The organism is Cytobacillus sp. QJM3NY_8 (genome assembly GCF_056173585.1).
In genome coordinates, this window is sequence record NZ_CM149681.1 from 1137522 (window position 1) to 1156492 (window position 18971).

The following is an 18971-nucleotide window of genomic DNA, read 5'->3' on the forward strand; positions in this document are numbered from 1 at the left end:
CTTAAGAGCAAAAAGGAGGGTTAAGTAATGCCTAAGTCCCATTGGTTAACAAACATTAAGCTTGAAACTGGATACCTCAAGGATGAAAAGGGAGTTTATACTACAAAAACTGAACTATTTCATTTGAAAATTGAAGATGGAAAAGTAATAGAAAAACAGAGCAGCGGATATGAAATTTCGAAAAATGAAAATACAGTGGATGGAAGAGGGTTTTTGGCACTGCCATCTTTTAAAGAGATGCACAACCATCTTGATAAGACCTATCTTTCTCTTGATTGGAAGGCTTGCAGGCCGGTCAAAAATTTAGAGGAACGTTTAAGGTATGAAGCAATGGAGCTTGAGGAATTGGCGCCTACAGCCAGGCAGCGGGCAAGCAAGATGATTGAGCTTCTCCTTTCTAAGGGATCAACTCACATTCGTACCCATGTAAATATTGATCCTTATATTGGCTTGAAGAACCTGGAGGGCGTAAGAGAAGCTTTAGAAGACTATTCCGACAAACTGACATTCGAAATTGTAGCTTTCCCTCAACACGGTCTTTTAAGGGAACATGTAATTCCTCTCATGAAAGAAGCGATGAGATCTGGAGCCAGCATTGTAGGCGGTCTTGATCCTGCAGGAATTGACCGTAATATTGAAAAGTCACTTTATGAAGTCATGAATCTGAGTACAGAATTTGATGCAGATATAGATATCCATTTACATGATGGAGGACATGTAGGGCTATATACAATTGATAAATTTGCTGAAATGATAGAAGAAGCAAAGTGGCACAATCGTGCTGCTGTAAGCCATGCATTTTGTTTAGGGGAAGTACCAGTCCCGCAAGCAGAAGAAATGGCGGAAAGATTGAATGAGCTTGGAATGTCGATCATGTCCACTATTCCTATAACAAAATCTCTTCCACCAATTGAACTCTTGGACAGAAAAGGTGTAAATATTTATCTGGGATGCGATGGTTTCTATGATTCATGGGGACCTTTCGGGAATGGAGATCTGCTGGAAAAAGTAACGAGATATGGTGAGCTTTACCGTAAGAGCGATGAAATTTCTCTGGCACAATCATTAAAATGGGCCACTGGGGGTCCTGTCCCATTAAACAAGGATGGAGAGATGAGTTGGCCGCTTGAGGGAGAAGAAGCAAACTTGGTACTTGTCGATGCTTCGTGTTCGGCAGAAGCAGTTGCGAGAACACCTAAAAGAGAAGCGGTAATTTTTAGAGGGAAAGTTGTAGCAGGACAGCTGACATAAAAACGTTTCCTGATATAAATACCATATTTTATGGAGGATCATATGTTAAAAATTGATGATAGCCTTGTGCTATTCGACGCAGCAGAAAATGGTGACCTTGACTGTTTGAAAGCCTGTCTAGAGAGCGGCATTAATATTAAACTTCAGGATAAGAAAAAACGAACGGCCATTTTGATTGCTTCGATAAATAAGCATTATGATATGGTTCATTTTCTGGCGGAGTCAGGGGCAGATATTAATCTTCAAGATCAAACCAGCTTAAACCCATTTTTATATGGATGCATTCATGGAGATTTGAAGTTAGTTAAAATGATGATTAGCGCTGGGGCAGATATTAATCTCTTAACGAGATTTGGCGGAGTGGGTATTACTCCAGCCTGCGAAAAGGGACATATAGAGGTGGTTCGTGAGCTTTTAACATCTACAGATATAAACGTAAACCATACCAATTATTGCGGATGGACACCTTTGATTGAAGCCATTGTTTTGAATGATGGAGGAGAAACCCAGCAGGCCATCATAAGGATATTGCTTGAACACGGGGCCGATACAAGCCTTACAGACCAATATGGTGTGAAGCCGATTGAGCTCGCCAGAAGAAAAGGATACAAAGAAATAGAGGATATCTTATTTACCGCTGGTATAGAGTAATTGCATAGTAAGGTATTTTAGGCAAAGAACTCCCTTTCTGTTTTAATAGCAGAAAGGGAGTTCTTTTGGTTCATAAAAGTGTGCTGAAAGTTGATTCCCTAAGCAGCAATAGCAGCAATGTAAAAGCATAGTAAGAAAACTAAAGTTTAAAAGTTTTATTTAGCAGGGAAGATATAGGAAAGGACATTCAGATAATTTTGAAGACAGTATGTTAACATCAAGTATAAGGAAATATTTAAATAAAGGAGGAAATGCGATGAATAAAGATATACAAAAAGAAGAAAACCGTTTTTTTATGAATGATGATGAAGGGAATATGATTGCTGAAATCACCTATATTCCAAGCGGCGATTCCGTCATAACCATAGACCATACATATGTAAGTGAATCTCTGCGCGGTCAGGGAGTTGCCGGAAAACTGCTGGAAAGTGTCGTTCAGGAGGCGCGCATCAAAGGGTATAAGATTGTTCCTGCCTGCTCATATGCTAAAGCTGTTTTTGACCGAAAGAGCGAATATCAGGATTTACTCGCGAAATAAAGGAGGTTTTTTCTGAATGGATGCAAAAATAAAAAATGTAAATGGAACAGCCATCTCATATTATGATGAAGGCACAGGTGAGCCGCTGGTATTGCTGCATGGTTTTTGCGGCAGCAAAGATTATTGGGCAAGGATGATTCCAATTTTGGCGGAGGATTTTCGCGTCATTGCGGTGGACCTTCCAGGACATGGGGGGTCAAGTTTGCCGGCCGGTGAACTGTCAATTGAAAAGATGGCTGAAGTGATCAAAGGGGCTATAGATGAGCTGGGGTTTGATAAAGTATCTCTTTTCGGACACTCATTGGGCGGCTACGTAACCCTTGCATTTGCTGAATCTTATGAAGACATGCTGAAATCTTTTTCTCTTGTCCATTCAACAGCCAGCCCCGATTCAGAAGAAGGAAAGAAAGGAAGGGATATCGCTGCCGGCAAAATTGATAAAGAGGGAATTGAGTCCTTTATTGATGGGCTTGTGCCCAAGCTCTTTGCGCCCGGTGAGAAACATCCCAAGGAAATTCAAATGGCCAAAGAGATTGGCTATCGTACAAGCTCTGAAGGTGCAAAGGCTGCTCTGAAAGCGATGAAACTTCGTGCGGACCGCAGCCATGTCTTGAAAAGTACAAAGCTCCCGGTATTACTTGTTGCTGGAGACAAAGACCAGATTATCCCTCCAGAAAAGTCATTTGCAGTTGAAGGGCCTAACATCAAACAATTGACCATTAAAGCTGCCGGGCATATGAGCATGTACGAAGCACCGGAAGAACTGGCTCAGATTCTTCGCAGGTTTTTGAAAGAGTAAGCAGACTCTTTTTTTGAGCGCACATAATTATTTCTATCCGCACACAAATTTGTGTTATCCGCACATAAAGGTTCCTATGACAGCAAATTAGTCATTTTTACTATTGAAATATAGAAAAAAAGCTCCTTTTCACCCGAAAAGGAGCTTTTCTTACTTAAATATAACTGAAATGATCTCGTCTGTAGTCATTCCGCTTTCTATTTCAAATGTGCCGGGACGCAATTCGTTCTCAAGTCCCCGTTTTTCTACATCTTTATAGAATTGAATTCCGCTTTCAATAATATGGGCTTTTTCAAGTGCGTTCCCAACGTCAATGCTGGTCATTCCCATAGATACGGTTAAAATAGTCCGGTAAACAACTTTTTCGCCAGTTTTGTCCTCAGTTTTCTCTTCTGCTTTTTCATCTTTCTTCTCGCTGGACTTTGCTGCAGCAGCGAGCTGTTTGCTCCATTCAGCTTCAGTGTTGATGACGTAGCCTTTAGATGCGAGCAATTCAATCATTTCTTTATCTGACAGCTTTTCTGCTTCCTCTGTCTTATCAGAAGGATTTTCTGTACTTTTTGCTTCAGAAGGTCCAAAAAGGTAGACGCTTCCTGTCAAGATGGCCGCCGCTAAAAGGCCTGCTGCAAAACTGCGCAAGGTATTTGGTGTCATTGGGCAACCATGCTCCTTTCACCTTTATTCGCTGAATAAGGCAGAAGCATCAGGTCGACCTCGTTAGGTGTAAGCTGTTTTTTTAATGCAATGCTTTCATTCGAATATCCGCGTTTATGCAAATCCAGTACCTCGCGAAGCAAAAGTCTTTCTTCTGATGGTCCGCTCATTGCCCCGGATTGCTTTGCTGTAATCTCAGCATCCAATTCAATATTTCTGATTTGCTGCTGCAGTTCATGAATTTCATTTTTTAATGTAAAAGTAACCTGATCGATTTGCTGCTCAATATTTGATTTGGATTGCGCCGTTTTTAAAAACGATAAAATGAGCAGCACAACTGCTGAACCAAATAATATGGCGATTACCCATCCCATCCTAAAATCCTCCCTTATGTAAACACATTTTTTCTAGTTATCTATTTTTTTACCAAACTAAATTATACCTTTATTGCCTGCGAATTTCGAATGATAACCTCAAAATAACACGATAGTCCCGTTTTTATGTAAGAAAAAGGAGCGAGCGGTGAATCTTATTGCTTATTAACTAAAAAAAAAGAGGGCAAAAAACCCGGTCCTGACGGGACCAGGCATCAGTTTGTCAGATTTCTTTCTGCAGCTGGGCACGTTTGGCTGCATGCAGTATATCTTCAATAGGGGAGACTCTGCCGAATTTATCTTTATGGACAATATGTTTTCTTTCAAATTGGGTGGGATTATCGATTCCAGCAGCTGCCGCAAGATTAAATAACCCTTCTCTTAGAGAGATGACATAGTTGCAGACCCGGTAATGCTTTTCATCAACAATCAATCCATCCTGCAGCTTCTTGTCAGTTGTCGCAACCCCTGCAGGACAGTGATTTGTATGGCAGACTTGGGCCATGATGCAGCCGACGCTGATCATAAAGCCCCTCGCAATATTGACAAGATCCGCTCCCATCGCAAGAGCAATGGCAATTTTATCAGGAGTGATTAATTTACCGGAAGCGATAATTTTCACACGGTCTCTGACTCCGTACTCCCTCAGCATTTCATCCACAACTGTCAGGGCTGATTGGATGGGGAGCCCCACACTATCTGCAAGCTCCTGATAAGTAGCCCCTGTTCCGCCTTCACCGCCATCAACTGTAATAAAATCAGGGCCTTTGCCGCTCTCCTTCATATAGGAAATCATGCTCTCCAGGGCATCAAGATCTCCTACCACTATTTTCATTCCGACAGGCTTTCCGCCTACACTCCGGAGCTCCTCAATAAAATCGAACATGGAAGGGGCATCCTCAAATTCATAGAAACGGTTTGGACTGTTAATCGTTTTGCCAACCTCTACAAGCCGGATTCTGGCAATTTCTTCGGTTACTTTTTCACCTTCAACATGTCCGCCGCGGGTTTTCGCACCCTGTGCAAGCTTTAGTTCAAAGGCTTTTACCTCAGGTATTTCACTTTTCTTTTTAAATTCTTCCCAGGAGAATTCCCCGTTAGCCTTTCGGACGCCGAACATATCAGGGCCAATTTGCATTATAATGTCCGGGCTGCCGGCAAGATGATACTGAGACAGACCGCCTTCACCAGTATTCATCCAGGTGCCGCCGGCAAGGCCAAGACCTTTTGAAAGTGCAGTGATCGCTTTTTCGCCAAGAGAACCGTAGCTCATGGCCGATTGTCCTACAAGTCCCTTGACTCTGAATGGCTGCCGGCAGGTTTTTTCTCCCAGCACAACCGCATCTTCATCCCGCAGATAGTAAGGATCGGCCAATTTTTCTTCGCTGTGTTCCTTTCTTGAAAAAAGATTGTCTCCATCGACTTTATAAACACGTGTTTTAACTTTCTGTGTATTATCCACCTTCATCTCATCAACGAGTTTAGGGAACAGGGTATTGCGTATATAGAACCCTTCTTCATCAAAATCTCTTATAGAGCCGAATCCTATTAGTCTTTCTTTATATTTGCCGGCTTTGACCACATCCTGGTATTCCTTTCTGGAAAAAGGCTTGCCTTCCGTATCATTATTGAATAGGTATTGTCTTAGCTCAGGTCCCACTTTTTCTGTGATGTATCGCACCTTCCCAATTACCGGAAAGTTTCTGAGTATGGAGTGCTGTTTTTGCCTGTCATCTTTTACATACCAATAAATAAATAGAATCACTGGTATAAAAATAACCAATGCAATAAATATAAATAATGCAATGACAAGGTAATCTGTTAAACTCATTTTATCCTCCTTCTATTAAAACTGGCTTAGGGCTTCTCGTATAGGGGTGTCCCCAGAGGCTGCCTCAATGGTTGAATGAAAGATAGCTTCTTTATCAATAGACTCTACTAGAACTTCGGCTGCGTCCTCACGCGAAATCTCAGCATCCCGGTCATGGATTTTCTCTGACAGGGTAATTTTTCCGCTGCCGGGATTGTCAGTTAATTGACCAATCCGGATAACCGTGTAGACCAAATTGGCTGCTTTAAGCATATCTTCTGGAAGATCCTTCGCAGCAATCTTGCGGGAAGGGTCCGTTTCCCTTTCCTCCGCTTTGACTGCACTCATCATCACAAATCGTCTGACACCGGATTCTTGTGCCAATTGGATGATATCTGAAATAGATTGGTGATCGACCATGACTGTTTTGCTCGTATGCTTTTTAGGATTGACGCCTGTTAAATAAATCACTGCATCTGATGCCTGAAGATAGGGGATCAGCTTTTGCTCGTCATAAACAACTGCATGGGCTGCACCCAGTTTTACAAGGTCTTCAATCTGGTTTTCATTTGCAGCAACGGCAAGAGCTTCAAGCTTCTTCTCCGCGAGCTTTCTGATTACATGTTCGCCCACATCTCCATTGGCACCGATTACAATTACTTTCATGCTAACGCCTCCTTTTCTACCCTTTTTCCACATAGGGTTTATTTAAAACCAAAATTAGGCAAACAAAAAAGCGGCCACTAGGACCGCGTACGTATAGGATGATTCCGTTTTCGCTATAACATTACATGGATTGAAGCCCAGAGCAAAGCCACTGCATATAAAATAAAGCTCCATCCTATGCGGATGAAGCTTTACCATTTATGCCAGCCTTTTAAAATTTTGGCCAAGAATTTCATTCATCGTATGAACTGTGATAAATGCCTTATTATCAACCTGGGTAATGTAACTTTTCAGCTTTGTGAAATCTTTTCTCCCCAGGATAGTTGTAATGACTTCTTTTTTATCTGATGTGAAGGCACCGGTTGCGGAGTGGATGGTTGCACCTTTGCCCAGTTCATGAACGATATAGGTTTTTATCTCATCACTGTGGCGGCTGATAATAACAACTTCTTTGTTTGAATTGAATTGCTGAAGTGCATAATCAATGACAAATCCATTAATTATGACACCAAAGAAGGCATACATGCCAACTTGCGGGCCGAACAGAACGGCGGAAGACAGGGCGATCAATAAATCCGCAAGAAGCACTCCTCTGCCGACTTCAATATTTAAGTATTTATTAATAATCATGGCGATGATGTCTGTCCCGCCAGTAGAAGCCTGCTGGTTAAAGACAATTGCCATTCCGGTCGCGGCGATGCATTGCCCGATGATCAGCTGAATAAGCAAGTCTTCGCTTAGCGGATGGGCCATCGGGGCGAATTTTTCAAGCACCCACACATAAAAAGACAAAGCGAAGCTCGCATATATAGTTTTTGCCCCAAAGCCTGATCCAAGAAAAATAAAACCAACTGCAAACAGGATCAAGTTGACAAGAATCATGAAAGTACCGATGGAGAAATCCGGAAATAAGTCATTCATGATGATCGACAATCCGCTGACCCCTCCTGTTGCTAAATTATTGGGGGACAAGAAAAAATGGACATTTATAGAAACCAGGAATGCTCCCAGATTTATCATGATAAAAGAAAATAGTTTTTGCCGCATCGCCGCAACCTCCTTTTTTTATAGTTTTCTCGAGATCCGTATAAAGTGGAACAACGGGATTATAAAGCCCTTAAAGCCCCTTTGTAAAGGGAATGAGGGCAAAAAAATAAGGTTTAATAATTATGAAAATTGGAAGGGTTTGCAAGAGGGGCTGATATTATCTATTTTTGCTTAATTCTTATATAATAAGTTTTGGTTAGCACGACGCGAAAGGATGTAAAAAATCTTGAAAAATAGGAAGCTTATTGTCATTCCCATAATGATTCTTGTAGCTGCAGCTGCAATGTGGATGCTTAATAAAGATTATCAGCAAATAGATTTGTTGATTCGATTGCTGATAGCAGCTGGTGCAGCACTATTATCAGGGGTCATCTCATACTTTTTATTCAAGCCGGAAAAAGAAGAACAATAATGATGCCTGCTCCCTGGCGAGGGGACAGGCATTTCTTTTTGGAACTTTTACCACTCGGTTTGTATATAAGCAGAAGGGGATGAGAGAAGTGAATCATATTGTGGAATGCCCAATATGCAATGGTGAGGAATTTGCGGAAGGCACCGACTTCATGCCGGTTAAACCATTAAATAAAAAGCTCTCAGCAGGATCTTTAAAAATCTATCGTTTTTGTTTAAGCTGAGGAGAAGTTGTTTCTATTAGAGTTGAGAATCCAGGTAAGTTTAAAAGCCGGTGATAGAAGAGAATGCCTCGTGAAGCCGAAATTTAGGAAGCAAAGAGAAAAATAGTCGCCATGAGCGCTGCATGAAGCCGGCAACCAGGAAGCCAGTAGAAAAATGGTCGCCAGCGCTACATGAAGCCGAAAATCAGGAAGCAAAGAGAAAAATGGTCGCCATGACCGCTTCATGAGCTGAAAACCAGCAAGCCAGTAGAAAAATGGTTGCCATGAGCACTACATGAAGCCGAAAATCAGGAAGCAAAGAGAAAAATGGTCGCCATGACCGCTTCATGAAGCTGAAAACCAGGAAGCCAGTAGAAAAATGGTCGCCATGAGCACTTCATGAAACCGAAAGTCAGGAAGCAAAGGGAAAAATGGTCGCCATGGACGCTTCATGAAGCCGAAAGTCAGGAAGCAAAGGGAAAAATGGTCGCCATGAGCACTTCAGGAAACCGAAAATCAGGAAGCAAAGGGAAAAATAGTCGCCATGGACGCTTCATGAGCCGCAAATCAGGAAACAAACATGAAAAAGTCGTCATGAATCGCTTCCGCCAGCCAGTATTCTTATTTCTTCCGCTTGAGCAGCTGTAAATCAATGTACAGCTGGCATCTTGTGTTAAAGTCATCAAAGTCGATGGATGTTAAATCAGTAATTTGTTTCATTCGGTATTTTAATGTATTGGTATGGATGAAAAGCTGTTCCGCTGTCGGCTTAAGGCGGCAGTTGTTCAATAAATACACTTCAAGCGTCTTCAGCAGGCTGGTTTGGCTTTCCAGGTCTTTTTTCTGCAGCTTCAAAAGGTCTTCATTTACATATTTAGTCAGGCTGTTATGCTGAGCAATAGGTTCTAAATAACGGAATACCCATAGCTTTTTATATTCATACGGCAATTCTTCAGGTGATCCAATGAATTTGGCGGCTTTGATGACCTCCAGAGCCTCTGCATAGCTTTTGCGCAGTTTTAAGATGGAGGAATATTCTCCTCCGATCCCTGCATACACAGTCTGCGGTCTGAATTGGCTAAGAACGGTATTGGTTAATTCATGTGCGTCTTCTGATAGGCTGCCGGGTGCAGGTGAACTGCTGCCGATCATGACGATAATTTCATGCTGGTTTGTAAATATGTGAGCTGGATGGCTGAGGGCATTTGCAAACAGCCGAACGGTTTCATTCAATTCCGCAAATATCTCTTCATCTGCCTGCACGACAGAAAATACATTGATGATAAAGGCCTCAGGGAGGATGATTTTAACATTGGCCGCCTCCCATTTGATCTGATCTTCCGTCTGATAGGTACGATCAATAATCTTTTGATAAAATTGATGTTTTTCTTCTTCCTTGCGCAGTTTTTTCAGGTTTTTCTGATATAATAGCTTTCCAATATGAAAGGAAACATCATGCAGAAAGTTCATTTCGCTTTCAGATAGAGCGTCTTCTATTTCCTGAACCCAAATAAAACCCAGTATCTGCTCTTTATATTTTGCACTTACAACCACGCGCTGGTTAAGGCCGATTTCTTCCATTTTCTTAATTCTAAAAGGCTCAGGAATTGTCTTTAACTGATCAACAATGCCTTCATCCATAAATTTCTCCAAAATGGGTATGGGCCATCTCTTAGAAAATATGGTCTGCTGGTTCGCCAAATCAAAATGTTCAATATAATACGAGCTATAGGCCAGCAGTGAGAATTGTTCATCCTCGATGACAACAGGCTTCTTTAAAAAAGTACTGACCATTTCTGTAATCTCATCTATATCTGTCATATTAAGGATTTTCTCCAGCGGCTGACTCATTAAGACTCCCTCCTAAACATTGCTGTTCTTATTATAGTGAAAAACAATGGGAGGCACCACTCGAATTTTGCCGAAAGAAAAAGGACCGGGCATTTTCTTGGCCCAGTCCTGAAACGTTTAGGTTATTTTAAGGATTTTTCAAAGTCAGCAAATTGTTTTTCGATTTCTGCAGATGGCTTTGCAGTTAGAAGGCTTACCACTATGATGGCAATTAAGCTGGCAGCAAAGCCTGGAATCATTTCATAAAGTACTTCAGATAATCCGGCTTGAGACCAAATGATGACAGTGCTTGCCCCAACAATCATTCCGGCTAATGCTCCCCATCTTGTCATGCGCTTCCAATATAAGCTAAGAATGATAAGAGGTCCGAAAGCGGATCCGAAACCAGCCCATGCATAACCCACAAGGTCTAGAATCGTTTCATTTTTCTCCCATGAAATAATCAATGCAATGATAGAAACTAGTAATACAGATAATCTTCCTATTGTAACCAATTCTTTATCTGTAGCTGAGCGGCGGAAGAACGTTTTATATAAATCTTCCGTCAATGAGCTTGATGTTACAAGCAGCTGTGATGAAATGGTACTCATAATAGCTGCCAGAATGGCTGAGATTAAGAATCCAGTGATGATCGGGTGGAATAAAACCTCGCCAAGAAGAATGAAAATGGTTTCAGGGTCCTCTATTGAAATGCCTGTATCAGCAACATAAGCAATACCCACAAAACCAGTCAGCATAGCGCCAATACTCGAGAAAATCATCCAGCCCATCCCAATGCGGGTGGCTTTCTTGATTTCTTTAACAGAACTGATAGCCATAAAGCGGACGATAATATGAGGCTGCCCAAAATAGCCAAGTCCCCAAGCAAAAAGGGAAATGATGCCTAAAAGACTTGTTCCTTTAAAGATATCAAGGAAAGCTGGATTGATTGTTCTTGCAGTATCAATTGCCGGCCCAAATCCGCCTACATGGAAAAGTGTTACTAATGGTACAAGAATGAGGGCGATAAACATAATCAAACCTTGAACAAAGTCTGTCCAGCTAACCGCAAGAAATCCACCGAATAGTGTATACGCTACTACTACACCAGTAATGATCCATAAACCTGTGTGGTAATCCAGCCCAAAGGTGCTTTGGAATAATACTCCCCCGGATACCATGCCTGATGATACATAAAAGGTAAAGAAAATTAAGATAACTAATCCTGAAATCAGGCGCAGAATTTTGGAAGCATCCCCGAAACGGTTTTCTAAATAACCAGGGATCGTAATAGAATCATTGGCTACCTCAGTATACGTGCGAAGCCTAGGTGCAACATAAAGCCAGTTCGCCCATGCCCCGAGTGTTAAGCCAAGGACAATCCAGGAAGCGCTTAGGCCAGTGGCATACATGGCTCCCGGGAGTCCCATCAGCAGCCAGCCGCTCATATCGGATGCACCCGCACTTAAAGCGGTTACCGCAGGACCCAGTGTTCGTCCTCCGAGCATGTAGTCTGATAGATTGGAAGTCCTTTTATAGGCATAATAGCCAATCCAAAGCATCCCAATCATATACACGGTAATGGATATAATTAATGCATAATCCATTTGTAAGCCTCCTTTTTGTTAGTTTACAAATATTTAGATAAAATAAGCGATGAGAAAGCAGTGGGCTGCTTTCTCATTACTTAGAAATCACAAATGGTTGGTTATTATTATAGCTGTATTTTATTGTTTTGGAAGAAAAATAATTTTAAAGTTTTACTTTTTGAAAATGCCCTTAAAAGCAAAAGCAATATTAGCAGGGCGTTCAGCGAGCCTTCTCATGAAATATCCATACCAGTCCATTCCGTATGGTACATAGACACGCATCTTATAGCCTTGCTTCGCCAGTTCCAGCTGTGTTTTATTCCTCATGCCATAGAGCATTTGGAATTCAAAGCGATCGTTTGGAATGTTATGCTTCTTTGCCAATTCTTTTGTGTACTCAATGATCTGATCATCGTGGGAAGCTATTGCTGTATAATTTCCGTTTAACAGACTTTGCTCAATTAATTTCTTATAGTTTTCATCTACATCTGTCTTTTCAGGAAAAGCATGCTCCGGTGATTCTTTATAAGCACCTTTTACCATTCTTAAAAAAGGCTGATATTTCCCCAAATCCTCGAGGTCCTTTTCAGTCCGATACAGGTAAGCCTGCAGAACTGTACTTACACAGCTGTACTTCTCTTTAAACTGCTTAAACAAATCGATAGTGGCCTGGCAGCGCGGTACATCCTCCATATCAATTGTCACCATAATTTTATGCTTCTCGGCAGTATCAAGAATTCTTGTCATGTTTTTCACAACAAGATCACGATCGATATCCAGACCAAGAGAGGTCATTTTTAGGGATACCTGTGAATCAAGTCCTTCTTTGCTGATCATTTCAATGGTTGAAATACATTCCTCTGTCCGTTCATTAGCCACTTCAACAGAATCAACAAATTCTCCCAAATGGTCCACTGTTACAGAAAGTCCTTGATTATTCAGATCTCTGATAAAGCGGACGCTGCTTTTGAAATCAACCCCTCCAATTAATTTACCTGCCGCAAAACTTCCGCCTCTGTTCTGGGCAATTTTATTCAGTAAGCTATTTTTTGATAAATATAGAAAAAAGTCTCTTGTAATCGCTTCCATTTCTTCCGGCACCTCCAATGGTTATATCTTTAGATTAATCTTACAATTCTGTGACAAGTTACGACAATGTTCATAAAAAACAAAGATTCTATATTTCTATTGTTGACAGAAGACAATGAAAGGCTGCATTTTCCAGACGATGAAACATCTGCTTCAGTTCCAGGCAACTTCCGCTTTCCGTTGTCAATTAATATGTAAGAAAAGTTTCCATATTATTGTTTACATTGACAAGCATTTGTATTTAAATAGTAATATAGTTTTGAATATTTACTTATTTCTGATAACGGGGGTTAGAGAAAATGAGAAAGCAGTTAAAGAAATTTGCGCAATTTACAGCATTGTCCAGTTTGCTTGTCCTCTCTGCATGCGGCGGCAATCAGGCAGCAGGGGATGAGGATGGGGAAAGCAGCGGAGGAGCAGTTAAAGCCGACATTGGAGTTATTTCTTATATCAGCGGGCCGGGTGCAGCTTATGGCGAAGCAATCACAAATGGCTTAAAGCTCGCACAGGAAGAAATCAACGGCAAGGGTGAAGTCGAGATAAACCTTGTTATAGAAGATTCCGCCGGCAAGCAGGATCAGGCATTGACAGCAGCACAAAAGCTTATGAATTCAGAGAATGTGACAGGCATTATCGGGCCTACATTAAGTACAGAAATGAATGTAGTTGGTCCAGAAGCCGATCTGAACGGGGTACCGATTATGGGGACTTCAACAACTGCAGAAGGGATTCCGCAAATTGGGGACTATGTCTTCCGAAACTCGCTGCCTGAAGCATTGGCGATTCCTGCTTCAATAGATAAAGCCATTGAGAAATATGATGCTAAAAAAGTAGCAATTCTATATGGAAATGATGATGTTTTTACAAAATCCGGCTTTGACACGATGAAAAAAGCAGCAGAAGAGAAGGGGCTTGAAATCTTAACGATTGAAACGTTCCAAAAAGGACAATCAGACTATAATGCGCAATTGACGAAAATTAAAGGTTTAAAGCCAGACCTTATTCTGGCTTCGGCTCTTTACAATGAAGGTGCAGTCATAATGGATCAGGCAAGGAAAATGGGCATTGATGTCCCGTTTGTAGGAGGAAACGGCTTCAATTCTCCTGAGGTCATCAATATCGCAGGGGATGCAGCAAATGGACTGATTGTGGCAACTCCTTGGTATGGTGAAAAAGAAGATGATAAGGTCAAGGAATTTGTCGGTAAGTATGAGGAAGAATACGGCAAAAAGCCTGACCAATTTGCAGCACAGGCTTACGATGCACTATACATTATGGCTGAAGCATTAAAAAATGCGGGTGAAGCTGATCGTGATGCACTTCGTGATGCTTTGGCCGAAATCCAAGGCTTTAATGGAATCCTTGGGGAGTTCTCTTTTGATGAAGAAGGGGATGTCGTAATGGATCCGACCGTTTTGGTTATCGAAGGCGGGGCATTTAAGGAATTTAATTAAGAAAGCTGCAAAAGTGAAGCTCTGGCGCTATCAGTGCCAGAGCTTACTTTTAAGAAAATGATTCATATAAATAAAGTTAGTAGGTGAATACCGTGTTAATTGAACAATTAATAAACGGAATTACCCTTGGCAGCATTTATGCCATCGTTGCACTTGGGTTTACATTGGTTTTCGGGGTGCTTGGCATTATCAATATGGCACACGGAGAAATCTTTATGTTCGGGGCCTTCATTGGTGTTGTTGTCACTTCCACATTCAAAGGGCCGCTTTGGCTGGCCTTTATGGCAGCGATTTTGGTAACTGCCGCAATGGGATATCTGCTTGAGCGATTTGCCCTGAGACCTCTCAGGAATAAACAGGGAGTATCCCATCTGGCGCCATTGATCAGTACCATTGGTGTTTCAATATTGCTGGAGAACCTGTCGCACCATATTTTTGGTCCAGGCAACCATCCTTTCCGTGCTTCTTTTGCGGAAATAAGTTTCCAGATTGGTTCGATAACCGTATATCTTGTGCAGATTGTTATCTTTATCATTTCTGTCCTTCTCATGTACGCCCTTTCTTTTTGGCTAGGCAAAACAAAGGCAGGAAAAGCCTTAAGGGCAACTGCTGAAAATCTTGAAACTGCAAGCCTGCTTGGTGTTGATGTGAAAAGAACGATTACGATGACTGTTATTATCGCATCTGCGATGGGCGGGATTGCCGGGATCCTGGTCGGAATGGCATTTAACTCTGTTACCCCTCAGATGGGATTATCCATTGGGCTAAAAGGACTTGCCATCATCATTCTTGGCGGCATGGGGAATGTCAAGGGAGCGATGGCCGGGGGCCTTATCCTTGGCTTGGCGGAAACCTTTGTCGTTGTTTACGGCAATTCGGGATACAAGGATGCAATAGCTTTTGCGGCAATTATCGTCATCCTTCTCATCAGGCCGCAGGGATTGTTTGGCCAAAAAATTTCAGCGTAAGAAGGTGAACTCATGCTTGCAGAATTAATAAATCCATATTATTTACAGGTAGCTTCTTTTATATTAATCAACATTATTTTAGGGGTAAGTATATATATTACTCTATCAACTGGTCAGCTCTCGCTTGCCAATGCAGGATTTATGGGGATCGGTGCCTATACATCGGCCCTTCTGACGCTGAACTTTGACCTTCCTATTATTGTGGGGATACTTTCGGGCACTTTATTGGCGGGTTTATTCGGAATCCTTATCGGGATACCGACATTAAGGCTTCAGGGGGTTTATCTCGCCATTGTGACTCTCGGGTTTGGAGAGGTTATCCGGGTTATTTTTGTAAACTGGGAGTCTATGACAAAGGGAGCTGTAGGTTTATCAGGCATTCCTCATATGGGCCGTGAACTGCTGAATACTTTAAAAGAATTTGGCTTTGATCCGAAAATACTTGGACTCCAAAATAACCAGTTTGTATTTCTCGCTATTTTCCTCATTTTGTTAGGGGTTACAATCAGCATAATCACGTTTTTCAGAAGGCAGAACCGCTCCAGAGTGGGACGGGCTTTCGCAGCGATTAAGCTGGATGAAAAAGCAGCAGAGTCAATGGGAATCAATATTACTTATTATAAAGTCCTGGCATTTGCACAGGGGGCACTGGTAGCCGGATTTGCAGGTGCATTATTTGCACATGTTCTTGCCTACATAAGTCCGGCCGATTTTGCCTATCACCGTGCGGTTGAGATACTGATTTTCGCAGTTTTCGGAGGAAGCGAAGTAATTTGGGGACCGGTGTTTGGAGCGCTCTTCTTAACTGTAATGCCCGAAGTGCTCAGGTTTATAAGCGAATACCGCTACATGATTTACGGTCTGATCATTATTATTATGATGGCTGTCCGGCCACAGGGATTAATTGATGTAAATATTTTAAATTGGCTCAAGCTTAAAGCATCAAAGAGGAGGCAAAAGCATGGTACTTCAAATCAAAAAAGCATGTAAAAACTTTGGCGGGCTGAGTGCCCTGTCTGATGTCTCGTTCTCTATTAACCGGGGGGAGATCTTTGGGCTGATCGGTCCAAACGGAGCCGGGAAGACAACGATGTTCAATCTGATTACATCGATGTTTACGCCTACCTCAGGCGAGATTATCTTTAATGAAGACAATATCAATGGCTTAAAGCCGCACCTTATCACGAAAAAAGGCATTTGCAGAACATTCCAGAATATTCGCTTGTTTCCCCAGATGACAGCAGAAGAAAATGTGATGGTTGGGGAGCATTGCCGGAGTAAATCCGGGGTGTTCAGCAGTGTATTCAGGACAAAATCACAGCGGAAAGAAGAAGAAAGAATCCGCAGCAAAGCGAATGAACTATTAGAGTTTGTTGGGCTGGGAGGTTTTGCGGATATTGTTTCTGACAGCCTGGCATACGGCCAGCAAAGAAGGCTGGAAATTGCCAGGGCACTGGCAAGCTCTCCTCAGCTGCTGCTTCTGGATGAACCGGCAGCCGGAATGAACGAAACAGAAACAAGCGAATTATTTCATCTCATCAAAAAAATTCAGGAACAAGGCGTTACCGTCCTGCTGATTGAGCATGATATGCCGCTTGTCATGAAATTATGCGACCGTATTGCCGTGCTAAACTTCGGCAAGAAGATTGCTGAAGGAACACCTGCTGAAATCCAAAATAATTCGGATGTCATCGAAGCCTATCTCGGCAGTGAGGAGGAAGATTTGTATGCTTAAGGTAAACGGGATTAACGCCTTTTATGGAAAAATCCAGGTTCTGAAAAGCATCAGCCTCGAAGTGGAAGAAGGCAGTATTGTTACGATACTTGGCGCAAACGGAGCAGGAAAGACAACGACTATGAAGACCATTTCCGGATTGCTCAAGCCTCAAGCCGGCAGCATTCAATTTCAGGGGCAGGATGTAACGGGACTGCGGCCGGACCAGCTGCTGCGCAAAGGGATTGCCCTTGTTCCGGAAGGCCGCCAGATTCTTTCAGGAATGACAGTGCTTGAAAATCTTGAGATGGGAGCGTACCATCGGAAGGACAATGAAATTGACCAGGATATTAAGAATGTAATGGAACGTTTCCCAATCCTTGAAGAAAGACAGAAGCAGCTTGGAGGAACATTATCCGGGGGCCAGCAGCAGATGCTGGCCATTGCGAGAGCGATCCTCAGCAAACCAAAGCTGCTTCTTCTTGACGAACCTTCAATGGGGCTGGCCCCTCTAATAGTGGCAGATATCTTTAAAATTATTAAAGAAATTAACGAAGCAGGCACAACTGTTCTTCTGGTGGAGCAGAATGCAAGACAGGCACTAAAAATATCCGATTATGGGTATGTCCTGGAAACAGGGAAAATGGTTGCTGAGGGAAGCTCACAAAAGCTCCTGAATGATCCTAGAATCATGGAAGCTTACCTGGGGCGGAAATCAAGCTAACAATAAAAGGCCGAATCTTTAGATTTGGCCTTTTATATTTTTACCTATTGGATTATGGTAAAATCGGTTGAGAAAAGATTTATTTCTGCAAAAACCGGAGGACAAATGAAAAAGGTAAAGAAGATTTTAAAACGGCTGATCATAATCTTATTAATTCTCGGCGTATTTATGTTTTTAAACAACACCTCCCTGCTTACAAAAGAAAGAAATGATAAGCCGCTGCTTCTCGCCCATAGAGGAATGGCCCAGACCTTTCATATGGAAGGGATAACAGGGGAGACCTGTACGGCTGAAAGAATTTACGAGCCTGAGCATTCCTTTCTTGAGAATACGATTCCTTCCATGGAAGCAGCTTTTGCGGCAGGTGCAGATGCAGTTGAACTGGATATTCAGCTTACAAAGGATGGACAGTTTGCGGTGTTCCATGATTGGACGCTGGAATGCCGGACAAATGCAAAGGGAAATACCAGAGATTATACAATGAAGGAATTAAAAAAGCTGGACATTGGATATGGCTACACAGCTGATAATGGAAAAACCTATCCGTTTCGCGGTAAAGGAATCGGGATGATGCCAAGCCTTGATGAAGTCATGGAAGAGTTTCCGGAAGGAGATTTCTTAATCCATATTAAAAGCAACGATCCCCAAGAAGGAGAAAAGCTTGCTGAATACCTGTCCATGTTTTCAGAAGACAGATTGGAGAAAATATCTGTTTATGGAGGAGACGAACCTATTGCTGCTCTGATAGAAGAAATGCCTGCAATGAGGGGGATGTCCAAGGCAACTTTGAAAGAATGCCTTCTCCCTTATTTAGGAACGGGGTGGACAGGATATGTTCCAAACTCCTGCCATAACACACAGCTTCATATTCCTGAATCATATACAAAGCTGTTATGGGGCTGGCCAAATAAGTTCTTGAATCGAATGGATGATGCAGGCACAAGAGTTATTGTGGTTGCAGGGGACGGGAGCTGGTCGGAAGGATTTGACAGACCGGAAGACATGGAACGGCTGCCTGATGATTATTCAGGAGGCATATGGACAAACAGGATCGACCTGATTGCCCCCATATATAAGAATGAATAGGCGCTTGGTCTGATCCAGGCGTTTTTTAATTTTTTTAATGGAATTATTTAAAAATTTTGTAAAAAGGATTATGATATTAATAGGTTTATTTAGTTTGCCGAAGGATTTTAGTT

21 protein-coding genes are annotated in these 18971 nt (G+C 42.1%); 13 read left to right on the forward strand and 8 right to left on the reverse strand.

All coding sequences use genetic code 11. The annotated features are described in order from the left end of the window. The first annotated feature begins 27 nt into the window (after positions 1 to 27). The 4 genes from AC0VZ9_RS06015 (at position 28) to AC0VZ9_RS06030 (ending at position 3239) form a co-directional block, all read left to right on the forward strand. Positions 28 to 1251, forward strand: a complete 1224-nt coding sequence (locus AC0VZ9_RS06015) for an amidohydrolase (RefSeq protein ID WP_251156842.1) — start codon at positions 28 to 30, stop codon at positions 1249 to 1251. Between the two features lie 42 nt (positions 1252 to 1293). Next, complete coding sequence (locus tag AC0VZ9_RS06020) at positions 1294 to 1902, forward strand: ankyrin repeat domain-containing protein (protein WP_475397140.1); 609 nt, start codon at positions 1294 to 1296, stop codon at positions 1900 to 1902. A 208-nt stretch (positions 1903 to 2110) separates the two neighbouring features. Continuing rightward, positions 2111 to 2440: a GNAT family N-acetyltransferase gene (locus AC0VZ9_RS06025; RefSeq protein WP_082919369.1), complete on the forward strand. Its 330-nt coding sequence runs from the start codon at positions 2111 to 2113 to the stop codon at positions 2438 to 2440. A gap of 16 nt (positions 2441 to 2456) precedes the next feature. Next, positions 2457 to 3239 carry an alpha/beta fold hydrolase gene (locus AC0VZ9_RS06030; protein WP_217025727.1) on the forward strand — a complete coding sequence of 261 codons (783 nt, stop codon included), beginning with the start codon at positions 2457 to 2459 and terminating at the stop codon, positions 3237 to 3239. Between the two features lie 150 nt (positions 3240 to 3389). On the opposite strand, the gene AC0VZ9_RS06035 is transcribed toward AC0VZ9_RS06030, so the two are convergent. From AC0VZ9_RS06035 to AC0VZ9_RS06055, 5 genes are all read right to left on the reverse strand, one after another. Continuing rightward, positions 3390 to 3893, reverse strand: a complete 504-nt coding sequence (locus tag AC0VZ9_RS06035) for a hypothetical protein (protein ID WP_475397141.1) — start codon at positions 3891 to 3893, stop codon at positions 3390 to 3392. Next, positions 3890 to 4267: a hypothetical protein gene (locus tag AC0VZ9_RS06040; protein ID WP_019383483.1), complete on the reverse strand. Its 378-nt coding sequence runs from the start codon at positions 4265 to 4267 to the stop codon at positions 3890 to 3892. Before AC0VZ9_RS06040 ends, AC0VZ9_RS06035 begins: the two co-directional genes overlap by 4 nt. A 223-nt stretch (positions 4268 to 4490) precedes the next feature. Next, a complete protein-coding gene (locus AC0VZ9_RS06045) occupies positions 4491 to 6098 on the reverse strand; it encodes an FMN-binding glutamate synthase family protein (RefSeq protein ID WP_284951414.1) in 1608 nt (535 codons plus the stop codon). Positions 6099 to 6113: 15 nt separating this feature from the next. Next, complete coding sequence (locus tag AC0VZ9_RS06050) at positions 6114 to 6743, reverse strand: NAD(P)H-binding protein (protein ID WP_251156840.1); 630 nt, start codon at positions 6741 to 6743, stop codon at positions 6114 to 6116. A gap of 198 nt (positions 6744 to 6941) precedes the next feature. After that, the gene (locus tag AC0VZ9_RS06055; RefSeq protein ID WP_009335810.1) at positions 6942 to 7790 is read right to left on the reverse strand and encodes a YitT family protein; all 849 of its coding nucleotides are present in this window, start codon (positions 7788 to 7790) and stop codon (positions 6942 to 6944) included. Between the two features lie 226 nt (positions 7791 to 8016). Here AC0VZ9_RS06055 and AC0VZ9_RS06060 point away from each other — a divergent pair, with 226 nt between their 5' ends. From AC0VZ9_RS06060 to AC0VZ9_RS06070, 3 genes are all read left to right on the forward strand, one after another. Next, positions 8017 to 8202, forward strand: a complete 186-nt coding sequence (locus AC0VZ9_RS06060) for a hypothetical protein (RefSeq protein WP_009335811.1) — start codon at positions 8017 to 8019, stop codon at positions 8200 to 8202. A gap of 88 nt (positions 8203 to 8290) precedes the next feature. Further along, positions 8291 to 8425, forward strand: coding sequence for a hypothetical protein (locus AC0VZ9_RS06065; protein ID WP_019383488.1), 135 nt, complete (start codon positions 8291 to 8293; stop codon positions 8423 to 8425). Positions 8426 to 8803: 378 nt separating this feature from the next. Then, positions 8804 to 9052 (forward strand): hypothetical protein, encoded by a 249-nt coding sequence (locus AC0VZ9_RS06070; protein ID WP_448896938.1) that lies wholly within the window; start codon positions 8804 to 8806, stop codon positions 9050 to 9052. Here AC0VZ9_RS06070 and AC0VZ9_RS06075 read toward each other — a convergent pair. From AC0VZ9_RS06075 to AC0VZ9_RS06085, 3 genes are all read right to left on the reverse strand, one after another. Next, on the reverse strand, positions 9026 to 10255 hold the full coding sequence (locus AC0VZ9_RS06075) for a PucR family transcriptional regulator (RefSeq protein WP_019383490.1): 1230 nt from the start codon (positions 10253 to 10255) through the stop codon (positions 9026 to 9028). The genes AC0VZ9_RS06070 and AC0VZ9_RS06075 overlap by 27 nt on opposite strands. 122 nt (positions 10256 to 10377) lie before the next feature. Then, entirely contained in the window at positions 10378 to 11841 is a 1464-nt protein-coding gene (putP, locus tag AC0VZ9_RS06080) for a sodium/proline symporter PutP (protein WP_009335813.1), read from the reverse strand. A 153-nt stretch (positions 11842 to 11994) separates the two neighbouring features. Next, positions 11995 to 12912, reverse strand: coding sequence for a proline dehydrogenase family protein (locus AC0VZ9_RS06085; protein WP_009335814.1), 918 nt, complete (start codon positions 12910 to 12912; stop codon positions 11995 to 11997). A gap of 299 nt (positions 12913 to 13211) precedes the next feature. Here AC0VZ9_RS06085 and AC0VZ9_RS06090 point away from each other — a divergent pair, with 299 nt between their 5' ends. The 6 genes from AC0VZ9_RS06090 (at position 13212) to AC0VZ9_RS06115 (ending at position 18858) form a co-directional block, all read left to right on the forward strand. Next, a complete protein-coding gene (locus AC0VZ9_RS06090) occupies positions 13212 to 14366 on the forward strand; it encodes an ABC transporter substrate-binding protein (protein ID WP_009335815.1) in 1155 nt (384 codons plus the stop codon). 92 nt (positions 14367 to 14458) lie between these two features. After that, complete coding sequence (locus AC0VZ9_RS06095; RefSeq protein WP_009335816.1) at positions 14459 to 15334, forward strand: branched-chain amino acid ABC transporter permease; 876 nt, start codon at positions 14459 to 14461, stop codon at positions 15332 to 15334. Positions 15335 to 15346: 12 nt separating this feature from the next. Next, on the forward strand, positions 15347 to 16324 hold the full coding sequence (locus AC0VZ9_RS06100; RefSeq protein ID WP_009335817.1) for a branched-chain amino acid ABC transporter permease: 978 nt from the start codon (positions 15347 to 15349) through the stop codon (positions 16322 to 16324). Further along, entirely contained in the window at positions 16296 to 17069 is a 774-nt protein-coding gene (locus AC0VZ9_RS06105; protein WP_009335818.1) for an ABC transporter ATP-binding protein, read from the forward strand. Before AC0VZ9_RS06100 ends, AC0VZ9_RS06105 begins: the two co-directional genes overlap by 29 nt. Then, on the forward strand, positions 17062 to 17772 hold the full coding sequence (locus tag AC0VZ9_RS06110; RefSeq protein ID WP_009335819.1) for an ABC transporter ATP-binding protein: 711 nt from the start codon (positions 17062 to 17064) through the stop codon (positions 17770 to 17772). Before AC0VZ9_RS06105 ends, AC0VZ9_RS06110 begins: the two co-directional genes overlap by 8 nt. 105 nt (positions 17773 to 17877) lie before the next feature. Then, positions 17878 to 18858, forward strand: coding sequence for a glycerophosphodiester phosphodiesterase family protein (locus AC0VZ9_RS06115; RefSeq protein WP_475397142.1), 981 nt, complete (start codon positions 17878 to 17880; stop codon positions 18856 to 18858). Positions 18859 to 18971: the final 113 nt, after the last annotated feature.

What these genes read in the sequence shown, in the direction of transcription:
- AC0VZ9_RS06015 (WP_251156842.1), top strand. Translation starts at nt 28, where the DNA reads ATGCCTAAGTCCCATTGGTTAACAAACATTAAGCTTGAAACTGGATAC.
- AC0VZ9_RS06020 (WP_475397140.1), top strand. Translation starts at nt 1,294, where the DNA reads ATGTTAAAAATTGATGATAGCCTTGTGCTATTCGACGCAGCAGAAAAT.
- AC0VZ9_RS06025 (WP_082919369.1), top strand. Translation starts at nt 2,111, where the DNA reads ATGTTAACATCAAGTATAAGGAAATATTTAAATAAAGGAGGAAATGCG.
- AC0VZ9_RS06030 (WP_217025727.1), top strand. Translation starts at nt 2,457, where the DNA reads ATGGATGCAAAAATAAAAAATGTAAATGGAACAGCCATCTCATATTAT.
- AC0VZ9_RS06035 (WP_475397141.1), bottom strand. Translation starts at nt 3,893, where the DNA reads ATGACACCAAATACCTTGCGCAGTTTTGCAGCAGGCCTTTTAGCGGCG.
- AC0VZ9_RS06040 (WP_019383483.1), bottom strand. Translation starts at nt 4,267, where the DNA reads ATGGGATGGGTAATCGCCATATTATTTGGTTCAGCAGTTGTGCTGCTC.
- AC0VZ9_RS06045 (WP_284951414.1), bottom strand. Translation starts at nt 6,098, where the DNA reads ATGAGTTTAACAGATTACCTTGTCATTGCATTATTTATATTTATTGCA.
- AC0VZ9_RS06050 (WP_251156840.1), bottom strand. Translation starts at nt 6,743, where the DNA reads ATGAAAGTAATTGTAATCGGTGCCAATGGAGATGTGGGCGAACATGTA.
- AC0VZ9_RS06055 (WP_009335810.1), bottom strand. Translation starts at nt 7,790, where the DNA reads ATGCGGCAAAAACTATTTTCTTTTATCATGATAAATCTGGGAGCATTC.
- AC0VZ9_RS06070 (WP_448896938.1), top strand. Translation starts at nt 8,804, where the DNA reads ATGAAACCGAAAGTCAGGAAGCAAAGGGAAAAATGGTCGCCATGGACG.
- AC0VZ9_RS06075 (WP_019383490.1), bottom strand. Translation starts at nt 10,255, where the DNA reads ATGAGTCAGCCGCTGGAGAAAATCCTTAATATGACAGATATAGATGAG.
- putP (WP_009335813.1), bottom strand. Translation starts at nt 11,841, where the DNA reads ATGGATTATGCATTAATTATATCCATTACCGTGTATATGATTGGGATG.
- AC0VZ9_RS06085 (WP_009335814.1), bottom strand. Translation starts at nt 12,912, where the DNA reads ATGGAAGCGATTACAAGAGACTTTTTTCTATATTTATCAAAAAATAGC.
- AC0VZ9_RS06090 (WP_009335815.1), top strand. Translation starts at nt 13,212, where the DNA reads ATGAGAAAGCAGTTAAAGAAATTTGCGCAATTTACAGCATTGTCCAGT.
- AC0VZ9_RS06100 (WP_009335817.1), top strand. Translation starts at nt 15,347, where the DNA reads ATGCTTGCAGAATTAATAAATCCATATTATTTACAGGTAGCTTCTTTT.
- AC0VZ9_RS06105 (WP_009335818.1), top strand. Translation starts at nt 16,296, where the DNA reads ATGGTACTTCAAATCAAAAAAGCATGTAAAAACTTTGGCGGGCTGAGT.
- AC0VZ9_RS06110 (WP_009335819.1), top strand. Translation starts at nt 17,062, where the DNA reads ATGCTTAAGGTAAACGGGATTAACGCCTTTTATGGAAAAATCCAGGTT.
- AC0VZ9_RS06115 (WP_475397142.1), top strand. Translation starts at nt 17,878, where the DNA reads ATGAAAAAGGTAAAGAAGATTTTAAAACGGCTGATCATAATCTTATTA.